The 14,659-nt window shown below is 45.6% G+C and carries 10 protein-coding genes; 5 read left to right on the forward strand and 5 right to left on the reverse strand.

What is annotated here, in order from left to right; genetic code table 11:
- Positions 1 to 74: 74 nt before the first annotated feature.
- From NL644_RS00680 to NL644_RS00690, 3 genes are all read right to left on the reverse strand, one after another.
- Positions 75 to 1,466 carry an HlyD family type I secretion periplasmic adaptor subunit gene (locus tag NL644_RS00680; RefSeq protein ID WP_005392136.1) on the reverse strand — a complete coding sequence of 464 codons (1,392 nt, stop codon included), beginning with the start codon at positions 1,464 to 1,466 and terminating at the stop codon, positions 75 to 77.
- A 172-nt stretch (positions 1,467 to 1,638) separates the two neighbouring features.
- The gene (locus tag NL644_RS00685) at positions 1,639 to 2,865 is read right to left on the reverse strand and encodes a sigma-54 dependent transcriptional regulator (RefSeq protein ID WP_253657865.1); all 1,227 of its coding nucleotides are present in this window, start codon (positions 2,863 to 2,865) and stop codon (positions 1,639 to 1,641) included.
- Positions 2,858 to 4,732 carry an ATP-binding protein gene (locus tag NL644_RS00690; protein WP_253658292.1) on the reverse strand — a complete coding sequence of 625 codons (1,875 nt, stop codon included), beginning with the start codon at positions 4,730 to 4,732 and terminating at the stop codon, positions 2,858 to 2,860. The genes NL644_RS00685 and NL644_RS00690 overlap by 8 nt, the downstream gene beginning before the upstream one ends.
- Before the next feature lie 115 nt (positions 4,733 to 4,847).
- On the opposite strand from NL644_RS00690, the gene pdxH reads away from it, so the two are divergent.
- Positions 4,848 to 5,483 carry a pyridoxamine 5'-phosphate oxidase gene (gene pdxH / locus NL644_RS00695; protein ID WP_054866767.1) on the forward strand — a complete coding sequence of 212 codons (636 nt, stop codon included), beginning with the start codon at positions 4,848 to 4,850 and terminating at the stop codon, positions 5,481 to 5,483.
- A 72-nt stretch (positions 5,484 to 5,555) separates the two neighbouring features.
- Here pdxH and NL644_RS00700 read toward each other — a convergent pair whose 3' ends face one another.
- Complete coding sequence (locus tag NL644_RS00700; protein ID WP_005392144.1) at positions 5,556 to 6,275, reverse strand: PAS domain-containing protein; 720 nt, start codon at positions 6,273 to 6,275, stop codon at positions 5,556 to 5,558.
- Between the two features lie 968 nt (positions 6,276 to 7,243).
- On the opposite strand from NL644_RS00700, the gene NL644_RS00705 reads away from it, so the two are divergent.
- The 4 genes from NL644_RS00705 (at position 7,244) to putP (ending at position 13,943) form a co-directional block, all read left to right on the forward strand.
- A complete protein-coding gene (locus NL644_RS00705) occupies positions 7,244 to 8,056 on the forward strand; it encodes an AraC family transcriptional regulator (protein WP_005392148.1) in 813 nt (270 codons plus the stop codon).
- Positions 8,057 to 8,462: 406 nt separating this feature from the next.
- Positions 8,463 to 11,594 (forward strand): bifunctional proline dehydrogenase/L-glutamate gamma-semialdehyde dehydrogenase PutA, encoded by a 3,132-nt coding sequence (gene putA / locus NL644_RS00710; RefSeq protein WP_006740881.1) that lies wholly within the window; start codon positions 8,463 to 8,465, stop codon positions 11,592 to 11,594.
- Positions 11,595 to 11,605: 11 nt separating this feature from the next.
- Positions 11,606 to 12,313, forward strand: a complete 708-nt coding sequence (locus tag NL644_RS00715; protein ID WP_006740880.1) for a 1-pyrroline-5-carboxylate dehydrogenase — start codon at positions 11,606 to 11,608, stop codon at positions 12,311 to 12,313.
- 136 nt (positions 12,314 to 12,449) lie between these two features.
- Positions 12,450 to 13,943 carry a sodium/proline symporter PutP gene (gene putP / locus NL644_RS00720; protein WP_005392162.1) on the forward strand — a complete coding sequence of 498 codons (1,494 nt, stop codon included), beginning with the start codon at positions 12,450 to 12,452 and terminating at the stop codon, positions 13,941 to 13,943.
- Positions 13,944 to 14,066: 123 nt separating this feature from the next.
- Here the strand turns inward: putP and NL644_RS00725 are convergent, their stop codons facing one another.
- The gene (locus tag NL644_RS00725; RefSeq protein WP_006740879.1) at positions 14,067 to 14,600 is read right to left on the reverse strand and encodes a GNAT family N-acetyltransferase; all 534 of its coding nucleotides are present in this window, start codon (positions 14,598 to 14,600) and stop codon (positions 14,067 to 14,069) included.
- Positions 14,601 to 14,659 lie beyond the last annotated feature (59 nt).

Genomic DNA, 14,659 nt, shown 5'->3' on the forward strand with positions numbered 1-14,659 from the left:
TCAGTGAGAAACAAGTGCTTTTTATTTAATCACTTATCGCTCAATACTCGCCGTTGTGAGTACCTTGGTGTGATTTACTCCTTCAAGGCGTTCGTTTTGGCACTTAAAATCGGTTTAAGTAGATATTCCAAAACGGTTCGCTTCCCTGTGATGATATCGACCGATGCCGTCATTCCTGGAATGATTGGTAAATCTGCATCTTGACCAAAATTCGTTTTATCGGTGCGGACACGAACGATGTAAAAGCTATTTCCTTCTTCATCTTGGGTTGTATCTGCGCTGATGTGCTCCAACTCACCTTCTAAGCCGCCGTATTTAGTGAAGTCGTAAGCCGTAAACTTCACGATGGCGTGTAGGTCTGGGCGCAAAAATGCAATGTCTTTTGGCGCAATTTTCGCTTCTACTAATAACGTATCTTCAGTTGGTACAATTTCGACGATATCCATGCCTGGCTGGATAACTCCCCCAACGGTGTTGATGTTCAGCGTTTTGATTTTGCCTGTGACTGGCGAGTTCACAACGGTTCGATTGACTCTATCTTCTAAACCCACTGCTGATTCAACCAAGGCAGATAACTGGTCTTGGGCGCTGTTGAGCTTTTCTTGCTGTTCTGAACGGAATTTGAGCGCAACATCAATACGATTAAGCATGGATTCTCGAATCGCTGATTTTAATACCGGGATTTTGAGCTCACTGGAAGTCATTTCGCGGCGGGTGTCGTTGACTTGGCGTTGTAACTTGAGTAATTCAATACGAGGCACAACACCTTCATCAGCCAACGGTTTGGTGATGTCTAATTCTTTCTTCGCATATTGATAGCTTTGACGTAAGTTCCTTACTCGCGCTTCAATCTCTACTAAGTCCTGCTGCTTTTGCTGAACTTGTTGGTCAATCACCGAAAGTTGGTTGCGTAAATTGTCTAAATCTTCGCGGTATTCAGCTTTCTGGCGCTGAGTGAGTTTCGGTTGAGTTTCTTCTAAAGTTGGTGGAAAGGTCAGTTTGCCATAATCGAGTACTACGCTTTGACGCCAGTTTTCCGTTTCAAAATCACGATTCACGGCAACACTGTTGATTGAAGCTGAGAGTTGCAGCACAGACGCAGTTAGGTTGGCAACTTGTTGTTCACGCTCACGAAAATCAGAGCGAAAGCGAGTGTCATCGATAAGAAGTAACTGCTGACCTTTTTCAACCAACTGACCTTCTTTGACTAAAATTTCTTTGACTAAGCCACCTTCTAAGTTTTGGACAACTTGAATCTGTGAAGAGGGAATGACTTTTCCCTGACCAACAGTGACCTGGTCTATTTCAGCCCAAGATGCCCAGCCTATTGCAGCAATAAAAAACAACACCATCACCCAGAGCATCAAACGTGCGCTATTGGGGGTGTTGAGGAGCAATGCTGCAGTTTTGTCGTCAACAAAATCCAACTCTTCATTGTTGAGTTTGTTGTAGTTATCTCGGCTCATCACAGTCCCTGCTTATATAAATGCTGATTATCTTTTTGATCTTATTATTATTAACCGATCATGTCAGTATGCTCGGCGAATAAAAATATGAGACGAAGACCATTCTCTCTCCGAATGAGCGTTTTCAATGCTTCTCTAGCAAAAGAAAAGTGAAGATATCGTCAGAGTATGGCTATTGCGCCTTGAACTTGGTTTTATCCAACTGATGTTTTTTTAGTTTGTCGTACAAGGTTTTGCGTGATACCTGTAATTCTAGTTGAACCTCTTTGAGTCTGCCTCGGTGTCTTTGTAGTGCATCGAATAATAAGCAATATTCAAAGTATTCTGTGCGCTGAGTCATACTCTGAATTTCGATACTTTTTTCACTGTTCCAATCTTCCATTCGGAAGGTATCTGGTTTGAGTGCGCGAAGTTCTGCAAATTGGCGCAGCTGCTTAATATTCTCTGGCCATTCTAAATCGGTCAGATGTTTGACTTCTTCTAAGCTAATGTGTGGCGGTTGAAGCTGATAACGGCTCGCTGCGTGGCGTACAAAGTGCTTATATAAAGGCCCTATATCTTCCTTTCTTTCATCGAGTGTCGGCAAGTGAATTAGAGTAGCCAGGGCTTTGATAGACGGATCGACTTGGGTTGTCGCACCAAAAACACGCTCAAGTTTCGGGTGGTTAAATAAGCATCGCCATTGTTCATGTGACACATGATCAGCACTATGTAAGTACAAGCTGCAATGGCTTTTTCCTTCAATCAAGCGATGTATGGCTTTATCGAGGGCTTCTAATGAAAGCTCATAGAGATCCTCACCAGAAGCGGCGATTAACTCGCTGTCTGGCGTTGCATGTATGTCGTGGGCAAATTGTGCGGCGAGCCGGCGACCTGTGCCATCTTGACCAACAAAAATGATCGGCTGGTTCGTTGGTGTGCTGATCAAAGCGCGACGAATGCTCACCATGGCTTTACTGTGACCAATCATTTTCGGACCAACATGAGTTTGCATGTCGAGCTCTTTCTTAAGCCAGATGTTTTCCTGCAATAGATTCAACTTATCGCCAGCATTATTGAGCGACTTCATAAGTTGTTCCGTTGAAAAAGGCTTTTCGAGAAAGTCGTACGCGCCGCTTTTCATGGCATCCACCGCGGTTTTCACATCTCCATGTCCGGTAAGTACGATAAATTGAAAGTGATCGTTTTTGCTTCGCAACGTTCGCATGAACTCCAATCCATCCATCACAGGCATATGGATATCGGTAATGATGATCGCTGGCGTATTTGGGTCGATAATGCGTAAGGCTTCCACGGCGTTTGGTAAGCAGGTGACGTCTATCCCTTCAATAAGCAGTGCTTGAGCGACGGCATCACGAATATGTGGTTCATCATCAACAAAGAAAACGGGATTATTCATGGTTGTTTTCCACTTCTGGGTTGCGTTGGTTTTGGATAGCGATTGGCAGTGTCACGATAAAGGTCATGCCTCCTGCTTGTTGTTCCGTGTTCTGATGTTTATAAGCACTGAGTGAACCGTGATAGCTTTCTAAAATGCGTTTGGAGATGGTCAAACCTAATCCTAAGCCCTCTGGCTTAGTCGTAAAAAATGGGTCAAAGACTTTTGCTAGGGCTTCGTCCGACATGCCGGGCCCGTTGTCGGAAACAAGAATGTCACAGCTGTCATCATAACACTGAACGGCAATAGATATTTGCGGATCAATGCAGTAGTTTTCCATCGCTTGTGCAGCGTTGTGGAAGAGATTGATCAGAACTTGCTCTAACTCAACGCTGTGAATTGCTAGCTTCACATTATAATCGATGGCTGGGACTTTTAATGTCACCCCTTGTTTAATGAGTTTGTTGCTCAAAATGCTGGTGGCAGTATGTACTGCGTCGTGCAGTACCGCGATTTCATTGTGTGAATCGTGCGTGGCTTTCCGAGTAAAGACTTTTAAGCGAGCGATCACTTCCGAAATGGTGTCATTGAGTGTCAGCATTTTGCCCAAGTTGTCGGCGACCATTGGGTATTTTTCCATTGCCAACAAACGCTGCGAGTTTTCGGTATAGGTTCTTAGTGCGGAAAGTGGCTGATTTATCTCATGATTAATACTGGCAGAAAGTTCTCCCAACAATGCCAATTTCGCGGCTTGGGTCAACTCTTGTTGTGTTTGTTTAAGCTCTTGTTGGCTTTGCTCATATTGGCGGATGGTCTGTTGTAGCTTTTGGTTGGCCTCACTCAACACTAAGGTTCGTTGCACCACTTTTTCTTCTAGGCTCACATTAAGGTCGGCTAGGCGTGCCTTGTTCACGAGTGTTTGGAACCACGCCAACGCAATCAGCGCAATGAGCGCATATAGAATCAGGAAGACGATATCAGCCTGTAAAACGGCGGCAAGGACGGTATTGTGGTTTATCAAGGCAACGACGCGAAATCCTTTATCCAATAAATGTGTCGCGTATGCGAGGTAATTGGGTGAGAGGAGCAATTGATTATCAGCAAACTCGCTGACGCCAGTTTGCGCGGTAAGCTCACCAAAATACTCTGGTAAGGTATCGCCATACTGACGCGTTTCGGTAAGCTCGTTTATCGCACTCGGTGACAGCGGGAAAAGTGCACGATAGCGCCAGTTAGGCAAATTGCTCATAAACACGACATTGTGTTTATCCGTGATGAGTACGTCCGTCGTGGTTTGCGAAAGACGCTGTTCCAACTGCTCCAAATTCACTTTTACCGTGATCACGCCAACGACCTCATCATTTACCCAAAGCGGAGATGAGAAGAAGTACCCACGTTTATTTGAACGAACGCCTAACCCGACATATTGAGCAGGTTCACCGCGTCGCGCATTTTTAAAATAGGGACGATAGCTAAAGCTGGAACCAACAAACGTATCTTCTTGCTGAAAGTTACTTGAGGCAATGACCAACCCTGTGCGGTCATGAACGTAAATCGTATCGGCCAAACTTTGTTTCAACCAATCTGCTAACAATAGGTTGAGCTCGTGAGAGGGCGCTCCGCGTTCTACTGCTTTGAGTAATCTCGGATCGTGACTTAATAGGTTTGGTATCTGTTCAAACTTTGCCAGCTCGTAGTCGACTTCTTGCGACACTTGCGCTGCTTGTCTCTCTAGCTTTTGTTGCCACTGATCATGTTGGTATTGAGTTGCGTAATGATGAGTAAGCGCAAGCCCTGAAATGCCAACGGCACACAGTAGCAATAGAAAATGGCGTAGGGCTTTAGGGTTGAGTAAGTTCACGATCAGCTCACTGGTTTTTTGTGTCATGGTATCAAATGACACACTGTGATGCTGTGAGCGGCAACGATAACAAGCACAATGATGTCCTTGTATTTCCTCAGTATCGGGAGCACAATCGACAAAAACGAGTGAAGGAGTAAAGATGGAACTTGCTGATATTCGTCGTGAGTACACCAAAGGTGGGCTACGTCGTAAAGATTTGAAAGCTGATCCTATTGATCAATTTAATCTGTGGCTAGAGCAAGCAGTTGAAGCGGGTTTAACGGATCCGACTGCGATGACAGTTGCAACGGTTGATGAAAATGGCATGCCGTTTCAACGCATTGTTCTATTGAAAAACGTCGACAAAAATGGCTTTGTATTTTACACCAACCTAGGCAGTCGCAAGGCCCAGCAGCTTGAGCATAACTGCAATATTAGTTTGCACTTCCCTTGGCATCCGTTAGAGCGCCAGGTTCATATTACTGGTGTGGCGGAAAAGCTCACCGCAGTAGAAAATATGAAATACTTTACTTCTCGTCCAAAAGAGAGCCAATTAGCCGCAATCGCGAGCAAGCAAAGTAGCCGTATTTCTGCTCGAGGCGTATTAGAAGGTAAGTTTTTAGAGCTAAAACAGAAATTTGCTAAGGGTGAAATACCGGTTCCAACCTTTTGGGGTGGTTTTCGCGTAAAACCACAGAGTATTGAGTTTTGGCAGGGTGGTGAACACCGTCTTCATGACCGCTTTCTTTTCTCCCAACATGATGGAAGTTGGGACATTGACCGTCTTGCGCCATAAACTCTCTTGCCTCATGAATAAACGAACACCGCCCACTTGGGCGGTGTTTTTGTAGGTGGAAAGTGGCGTGAATTATCGCTCTCCATTCAACACTACCGATAATTGATGCTTAAGCAGAGTTTTGGGTACAACAGAGCCGTAGCCAGCTTCCATTGCTTTATCTATTAGTTCGTTCTTGCTGTTCGCTGCAAACTTATTACGTAAGCGTGCGACGTGACCTTCAACGGTTTTTGTTGATATGCCCATGACCTGAGAGATGAATTGTGGCTTCTTGCCGTAGAGCAAGAGGAAAAGCGTTTCTTGCTCGCGACATGTGAGCTTCTCAGGTTTTGGTTGTAAATCAGAGAAACGAAAGATGGATTGCTGATTAGGGTTGGTGCTGATTGCACGACAAACCCAATACCCAACTTCAATCACGGCGGTGTCGGTGAGCTCTCTTCCGTAGAAAATGGTCCCTACGATGTTACCATTGTCATCTCGCCACGGTGTTTTAGTAAAGATATGCGCTCGCCAGCGGCCATCTGGATAAGGGTGGATATCAAGAATTTTGAGTGACTCACCAGTTTCGATGACGTGTTTATCTTGGCGTTGAAATTCTTGTGCACATTCAGTGGTTGGACTTGCCATCTCAAAATCAGTTTTACCGACGCACTCCTCGGGCGACGTGTGTCCCAACAGTTCTGCGTATTCCTGATTTACGTAGCGGAATACCGAATCTTTATCTTTGCATCCCCAACAACCTGGAAGCTGTTTAAGGAGGGATTGTTCTATGGTATCGACTGAAATATTCACAAAAGGACTCACTACATACTGCTTTTACCAATACAGAGACGTCCGTGTTGCGTTGTTAATATTGACATTGCCAAGTAGGCAGTCACGTTGCTAGAACACGTTCGTTGATTGGCGCTCAATCCAATTAAGTTCATGGTGTTCGATATTTTCGTCACACAGTGATAAACAACAACGAAATTGAACGAAGAATTTAATTGGGAAAATGGTCTGTTTCATTACAGATATGTGCGCTCACGGATGTCCGCCTGATGTTCGGCTTACAACTCGTATCGTCCTTGATCATGCTTCCTACAACTCAGTTGTAATTTAGTTGGCGTTCATCATCGAGAGGGAGAACGGCGCCTAAGTCATATGAGAGGGACAGTGAGACGAAAGCTATAATATCAGCTTATGCCATTGTTTTCATTGTTGAGAAGCGAAAAAAAAGCCAGCCTGAAGACGGGCTGGCAACACAAGATATAATCTTGTCGACGTGTAGAAGAGGTTCTAAATTACCTAGCGAGGGTCTGCTAAGTAAGTTAGAGGTATCAATGAGATACCGAGAGCTTTAGATCGTATGCATCTTAAAGCTCGAGGACTAATGTATTGAATCAGAAGCATATTAGTAAGGGGGGAAATCCCTCTATGTTGATTTCAAGAGGTGGCTTTGATCTGTTTATGAGGCGATTTATCTATTTTGAACCGCAGTGTTCTACCAAATAACGGATTGTTCGGTAACAAGGATCTTTATATCTATTGGTTATGTATACGTAAGGTGCTTCTATCTATCCGTTTTTGTTAATAAAATTGGTTGCTCATTGACCGTAAGTTAACCTCGCATGATCATCGTTCCGGAACTATGATCATGTAAACGAACTTGATCATGCTGTTTTGATCTTGTGCGATTGAGTTGGGGAAAAGTTGCAACCCAACAAGGAAGGTATATGATGCCAAGACGTAAGCTGACCGTGTAAAGACGACTGTTTAAAATGAGTGATTCAGATAACCCCAAAGCCCTGCCATATCAAGAGATTATGCTGCCTAAGCCAGCAGAACTGATCACACTTCCGTCTTATATGGATTGCCATGATCATTCTTACACACAGATCGTGATTGGTTTAAAAGGACAAGCCGAATTTGAAGTGCGTGGACGAGGTAATCTTGTCGGTCCTGGCCAAGGTTGTGTGGTAACCGCATGCTCTGATCATGCTTTCGGTGGCGTTATTAACCAATCGGATATTTTGGTGTTGAATATGCCAAAACCGACAAATGATGATCCTGAAATGCTGCAGAAAATCAATAATCTGGAGAGAGACCATGTCTACTTTCAGTTAGACGGTCAAATTCAGAAGCTGATACAGATGTTGGTTCAGGAAATGCGAAACCATCCGGATGATCTGCTGTTAAGTCGCGCGTGCAACGACACTGTGATTGCACTGATGCAGCGCCATATCTCGGCATTTGAGACTAGCCGAAAAGAGTCACGCTTTGATTTGGAGGCGATTGATCGCTACATCGAGCAGCACCTTAGCCATAAAATCAGTGTGGCTCAGTTAGCGGGACGAGTGTTTCTTGGGGAAAGTCAGTTCCATTGCTTGTTTAAGGAGCAGATGGGGATTACACCTCATCAATATGTTCTCGGAAAGCGTATCGACATGGCTCGTGAATTAATCGAGCAAGGCCACCTTTCTTTAGGGCAAATTGCCGAATTCACTGGTTTCTCAAGCCAGAGTACGTTTACTCATACTTTTACTCGCTTACAGGGAATATCGCCATCCCGCTATAAAAAACAAGTTGGATAACAACGCGTATTTTTAGGTCAAATTAGCAGCAATCAGAACAAAACCATGCAATATGCATGGTTTTTTTGTGTTTTATTCACGTGACCTATCTCTCGTTTTGTTAAATTCTCTGTCCTTTGGTGTGACTGATATGCCACTTGATCCTACATTTTCTCTTAGAACGGACGCTTCACAAAAATCTTATTGATATTCTTGACATTTTGTTGTGATTGCAATGAAAAAATTAAAATTTACAACACAAAATATTACCTATTTGAATGTGACTATGTGGATGTTTTGTTATAAAAGCGAGTTTTTGGCAAAAATGTCGTAGTTTTTGACAAGTATTCTTATCGGCCTCAAAATACACTGCCAGCCATTGATAATCCTCGAAGCGGTTTTCGAGGAGTGAGATTGAGGAACACACATGTTTACAGCTACGAACGTGTTGACACCGGAATTTATCGGGCAGCCGCTTGATAAGTTGTGGTCACTGATCTCGCCATTATATATGGTGGACGAGTCTCAATGGCTAGAGCAACTATTGCCACTAGCGACGCCGACAGAGGATGAAAAATCGGCGATCACTACCCAAACGACCCAACTTATCGAAGCCATTCGTGCCGATAAGAAGTCAATCCAGATGATAGATGCTCTATTGTTGGAATACAGCTTAGATACTCAAGAAGGTATCTTGCTGATGTGTCTTGCAGAAGCATTAATGCGCATCCCAGATGCCGCGACAGCAGATTCTTTGATTAAAGATAAGTTGAGCGTCGCAGACTGGAAATCTCACCTGAAAAACTCTGACTCTGTGTTTGTTAACGCATCAACATGGGGCCTCATGCTAACAGGTAAAGTGGTTGGTCTTGGTGAGCAAGGCACCCAGAGCCCAGGTCAGGCTGTAAACCGTCTGGTAAATAAATTCTCTGAGCCTGTGATTCGTAAAGCCATGTATCAGGCAATGAAGATCATGGGTCACCAGTTTGTTCGTGGTCGTACGATCGAAGAAGCGCAAAAGAATGGTCGCCCAATGCGCGACAAAGGTTTCACCTACTCATTTGATATGTTGGGTGAGGCGGCGTTAACTACAGCGGACGCGAACAAGTACTTCAAAGATTACCTAATGGCGATCGAAGCGGTAGGTCGAGAGACTTACGGCAATGACACCAGTCCTGCGCCTTCGATTTCCATCAAGCTTTCTGCATTACACCCGCGCTACGAAGTCGCAAATGAAGAACGTGTAATGACAGAGTTGTATGACTCACTAATGCAGCTATTGAAACGTGCAATTGAAGTCGACGTTGCAATCACAATCGATGCAGAAGAAGCGGATCGCCTTGAGCTTTCTCTGAAGCTATTTGAGAAAGTGTACCGTAGCGATCTTGTGAAAGGTTGGGGCAAGTTTGGTTTGGTTATTCAAGCCTACTCAAAACGTGCTCTACCAGTCTTGGTGTGGCTAAACGCACTCGCAAAAGAGCAGGGTGACCTTATTCCGCTGCGTTTGGTTAAAGGCGCGTACTGGGACAGCGAAATCAAGTGGTCTCAACAAGCAGGTTACGCTAATTACCCGGTATACACTCGCAAAGAAGCGACGGACGTTGCGTACCTAGCTTGTGCTCGTTTCCTACTTAGCGAAGGTGTTCGCGGTAATATCTACCCGCAATTTGCAAGCCACAATGCCCACACGGTGACGGCAATCGCCGTTATGGCTGAGCACAAAGAGTACGAGTTCCAGCGTCTACATGGTATGGGTGATTCACTGTATAACCATGTTATGGAAATGTATGGTCAGCCAGTACGTATTTACGCTCCTGTCGGTAGCCATGCTGATCTTCTTCCGTACTTGGTTCGTCGTCTGCTGGAAAATGGCGCAAACAGCTCGTTTGTACACCGTCTGGTTGATGCGCGTTGTCCGATTTACGAGTTGACTCATCACCCTGTTGATGTGTTGACGGGTTTTGACACGCTACACAACGACAAGATCCCATTACCTGCCGACATCTTCCCTGAGCGTAAGAACTCATACGGCGTCAACATTGATATCGACAGTGAGGCGAAGCCATTTGAAGCGCAAGTAGAAAGCTTCATGGACAATCAGTGGGTTGCAGGCCCGATGATCAATGGTGAGCGTTTTGCCGAAAGCATGATCAAGGAAAATGCGGCTGAGATCATCACCGCACCGTACGATCGCCGAATTGAAGTCGGCAAGGTGGCATTTGCAACTCTTGATCATGTTTCCGCTGCAATTGATGCGGCGCAAACTGCTTTCTCTGATTGGAAAGGTGTTCCTGTTGAGCAAAAAGCGGCTTGTTTAGAAAAGCTTGCTGACTTAATGGAAGAAAATCTGGCTGAGCTGGTGGCGATTTGTCACAAAGAAGCGGGCAAGACGATTCACGATAGTATTGATGAAGTTCGTGAAGCAGTGGATTTCTGTCGTTATTACGCGAAACAAGCGCAAAACCTACAGCCATTTGAGCTAGAGGGTTTCGATGGTGTGAAACGCATTTCTAGCCGTGAAGGTCTTGGTGTGTTTGTGTGTATCAGCCCTTGGAACTTCCCGCTGGCTATCTTCCTTGGTCAGGTAACGGCAGCACTGATTGCGGGTAACACAGTGGTTGCCAAGCCTGCTGAGCAAACAAGCCTAATTGCCGCTCGCGCTATTGAATTAATGCTTGATGCGGGTTTCCCTGCTGGTGTGATTCAGTTACTTACTGGTCGCGGCGCTGAGATTGGTCATGCACTGACTTCTCATGATGCCATTGCTGGTGTGGCATTCACTGGTTCAACGGCAACTGCGCAACGCATTAACGTCACGCTTGCGGAGCGCAGCGCGAAACCGGTTCCGTTTATTGCGGAAACAGGTGGTCAAAACGCAATGATCGTGGACAGTACTGCATTGCCAGAGCAGGTGGTGCGTGATGTGATTCGTTCAGCGTTTGCATCTGCCGGTCAGCGTTGTTCTGCCCTTCGTGTTCTATTTGTACAAGAAGATGTAGCAGACCGTATGATCAACCTGATTCAAGGTGCGATGAATGAGCTGCATGTTGGTTTACCTTACCTACACAAAACGGATGTTGGTCCGGTTATCGACAGCAATGCAAAACAAAAACTCCTTGCTCACCTTGAGCAAATGAGCAAAACACAGACTAAAGTCGCTCAGCTACAGCTGGATGAATCGTGCCAGCATGGTGACTTTGTCTCACCAAGTGCGTTTGAAATCTCGGGCATCGATGTGCTGAAAGAAGAACAATTTGGTCCAATCTTGCACATTGTTCGCTTTAAAGCCTCTGAATTACCGAACGTGGTTGCGCAGATCAACAAGACGGGTTTTGGCTTGACGATGGGTATCCATAGCCGTAACGAAACCACGTACCGTTGGATTGAGAAACACGCTCGAGTGGGTAACTGCTACATCAACCGAGACCAAGTTGGTGCTGTGGTTGGCGTACAGCCGTTTGGTGGTCAAGGCTTGTCGGGTACTGGCCCGAAAGCTGGTGGTCCACACTACCTATTCCGCTTTACTCAACATCTTCTTGCTCAAGCAGAAAACGCATAAGGAGTCGCATTATGGTTCATCAGATCACCTATTTTAAAGATGCATTCTCTGCGTGGGAGCAGTGGAATCTGACTGATTTTGATTACAAATGCGAGCATGTTCTGGCATTTAAATCTGCATTAGAAGGGCAGCAGTCTACCGTTGCCAAAGTGGTTTCTTACCACTTGCAACAAGCATCAACTCTTCTTGCAGAAACTCACCAGTTAGTTGGCCCTACCGGGGAAACTAACGAACTGTATGCCGCAGGACGCGGTGTGGCTTTGGTGATTTGTGAAAACAACATCGAGCCTGCTGATAATGCGTTATACAGTGCTTTTGCGATGATCACCTGTGCCTTAATTGCAGGCAACAGTGTGGTCGTTTGCAGTGACAATGCAGAGCTAAACCAACTGGTTAAGCAAGCTGTAGCGTTGGCAAACTTCCCATCTAACTTAGTCCAGGTTGTTGCGTACGATGCGTCTGCCCCGTTGCTTGAGAGCGATGTACGTAGTGTGGGTTATGTTGGGCGTTCACAGGTTGAGCATGCGCTCAATCTTCAACTAGCTAAGCGTGACGGTGCAATCGTCGGCTTAGTTTCTGAAACGGATTTAGAGTCACCGAAATTGGCTCATGATCCTCATCTCTCGTTGCGCTTCATTACTGAGCGCACTCGAACGATAAATATTACCGCGGTGGGTGGTAACGCGACTCTACTCGAGTTGGGGAACGAAACTCACTAACCTGACTTGTAATGCCAATCTGGAGTAACTGGACTGAGAGCCGGTCCAGATTGGTTTTTTATACTCTGATGTATTGCTGAGACGGTAAAATATCAGGGCAGGCAAGGAAGGAAATAATTATAACGAGGACTATCTAATGATAGAAAATAGCTTTGCTATCACGTCCACTTTTGTGGCGTATTTACTGATTATGGTTGCTATTGGCGTTTACGCGTATAAGAGGACTTCCAATTCATCTGATTACTTCCTAGGTGGCCGTAGCCTAGGTCCGTGGCCTGCTGCATTATCTGCAGGTGCTTCAGATATGAGTGGCTGGTTGCTGCTAGGCTTGCCTGGCTATGCGTACGCTGCGGGTATCGAGGCTTTCTGGTTAGCCGGCGGTCTACTTCTTGGTACATGGGCAAACTGGCTCATCAGTGCAAAACGCCTACGTACCTACAGTATCCAAACTGACGCGTTAACGTTGCCAGAGTTCCTGTCACGTCGCTTCAACGATAAGTCGAAACTGATCCAGACAATCTCTGCGTTTTTCATTCTTCTATTTTTCCTTTTCTACACCAGCTCAGGTTTGGTCGCAGGGGGCAAACTGTTTGAGACGGTATTCGGTCTAGATTACACCTACGCTGTTATCATCGGTACGGTGTGTGTGGTTTCTTACACACTATTCGGTGGTTTCCTTGCGGTATCTTGGACTGACTTAGTGCAAGGCTTGCTAATGGCGGCTGCGCTGATGATTGTTCCTGTTGCAGTAATGGACGGTGGTCTAGGTCAGCTAACTTCTGATCTGCATGACATCAACCCAGAACTTGCAACGCTATGGAATGACGCCAAAGGCGAACCACTGTCTGCGATTGCTATCATCTCTTTAGCGGCATGGGGTCTTGGTTACTTTGGTCAGCCACACATCCTAGCGCGTTTTAAAGCGTCTCGTTCAAACAAAGATCTAACGACTGCACGTCGTATCGCTGTGATTTGGACTGCACTATCTATGGTTGGTGCAATGCTTGTTGGTCTTGTCGGTCTGGTTTGGGTTACGGGTCATCCGGGCACTCAACTAGAAGATGGCGAGAAGATCTTCATGTTATTGGTTAACGCAGTATTCCACCCTGTCGTTGCGGGTATGTTGTTAGCAGCAATCCTAGCGGCGGTAATGAGTACAGCAGACTCACAGCTTCTTGTTTCATCTTCAGCGCTTGCAGAAGATTTCTACAAGCAAGTATTCAAGCCAGAAGCCTCTTCTGAAGAAATCGTAATGATTGGCCGTATCGGCGTTATCGTGATTTCGCTTGTTGCGCTATTCCTAGCAATGACACCAGATAGTTCAGTACTTGGTCTTGTTTCTTACGCTTGGGCTGGCTTCGGTGCTGCATTTGGTCCTGCGGTTGTACTTAGCCTTTACTGGAGCGGTATGAACCGTAACGGCGCACTAGCAGGTATCCTTGTTGGTGGTATCACTATCGTAGTTTGGAAGCAGCTAACTGGCGGTTGGTTTGATGTGTACGAAATCGTACCGGGCATCATCTTCTCTACGCTTGCTATCGTTGTTATCAGCAAAGCGACAGGTGGTGCAGCGCAAGACGTATTAGACCAACATCAATCGTACGAGAAGAAACTAGTTGAACTAGACTAATTCTTCCTTGTACGAACACAAAGCCCGCTTATACAGCGGGCTTTGTGTTATCTGAATTTAATAAACGTTAATGGTGATTGCTTGAGGCCAGATTTTCACGTCGCTTTATTCTTTGTGAGTGTGTTAGTCACGACGAACTTTGGCGTAAATGACGGTGTTACTCAGCTCGCCAGAAGGCGCACGCCGAGCATTGCGTAGCTCACCTTCAAACTCATACCCACAGCGCTCAGCAACCGCACGACTTTTGCGGTTATTCGCATCGGCTAGAATCGCGATTCTTTTCGCGTCCAACGCTTCGAATGCATAGTTTTCAATCGCCGCTACCGCCTCAGAGATATAACCGTAGCCTACCGCGCGATCATCAAGCCAATAGCCAATCTCAAATGCCGGTATCTCTTGATCATGGATCATTAACCCAATGGCGCCGAGTAAACGATCGCTTTCCTTGTCGATTAGGTAGTAGCGCAACTCTTCTTCGAAGTTTTCAAAGTTTGCGATGGCTTTCTCTGTTCCTGCAATCATCGCTTCTAAAGTGAGCACGTGAGGTACCCATGGCAGGTAAACTTCAAGCGTTTTTTGGCTACGAACAACGGCCTGATGTGCTTCTTCTGCACGTTCCAAGCAAGCTGGGATGAGCTTTAAACGTTTGGTTTCCATGTCGAATCTCCTAGGTTTTTATACTCCAATCGTTTCGTAATGCAGGATTCAGAACGTTG

The organism is Vibrio sp. Y10_XG_PY6 (assembly GCF_024181795.1).
GTDB classification, from domain to species: domain Bacteria; phylum Pseudomonadota; class Gammaproteobacteria; order Enterobacterales; family Vibrionaceae; genus Vibrio; species Vibrio diabolicus.

Excerpts from the sequence above, each read along its gene's own strand:
- NL644_RS00680 (WP_005392136.1), bottom strand. The coding sequence starts at position 1,466 with ATGAGCCGAGATAACTACAACAAACTCAACAATGAAGAGTTGGATTTT.
- NL644_RS00685 (WP_253657865.1), bottom strand. The coding sequence starts at position 2,865 with ATGAATAATCCCGTTTTCTTTGTTGATGATGAACCACATATTCGTGAT.
- NL644_RS00690 (WP_253658292.1), bottom strand. The coding sequence starts at position 4,732 with ATGACACAAAAAACCAGTGAGCTGATCGTGAACTTACTCAACCCTAAA.
- pdxH (WP_054866767.1), top strand. The coding sequence starts at position 4,848 with ATGGAACTTGCTGATATTCGTCGTGAGTACACCAAAGGTGGGCTACGT.
- NL644_RS00705 (WP_005392148.1), top strand. The coding sequence starts at position 7,244 with ATGAGTGATTCAGATAACCCCAAAGCCCTGCCATATCAAGAGATTATG.
- putA (WP_006740881.1), top strand. The coding sequence starts at position 8,463 with ATGTTTACAGCTACGAACGTGTTGACACCGGAATTTATCGGGCAGCCG.
- NL644_RS00715 (WP_006740880.1), top strand. The coding sequence starts at position 11,606 with ATGGTTCATCAGATCACCTATTTTAAAGATGCATTCTCTGCGTGGGAG.
- putP (WP_005392162.1), top strand. The coding sequence starts at position 12,450 with ATGATAGAAAATAGCTTTGCTATCACGTCCACTTTTGTGGCGTATTTA.
- NL644_RS00725 (WP_006740879.1), bottom strand. The coding sequence starts at position 14,600 with ATGGAAACCAAACGTTTAAAGCTCATCCCAGCTTGCTTGGAACGTGCA.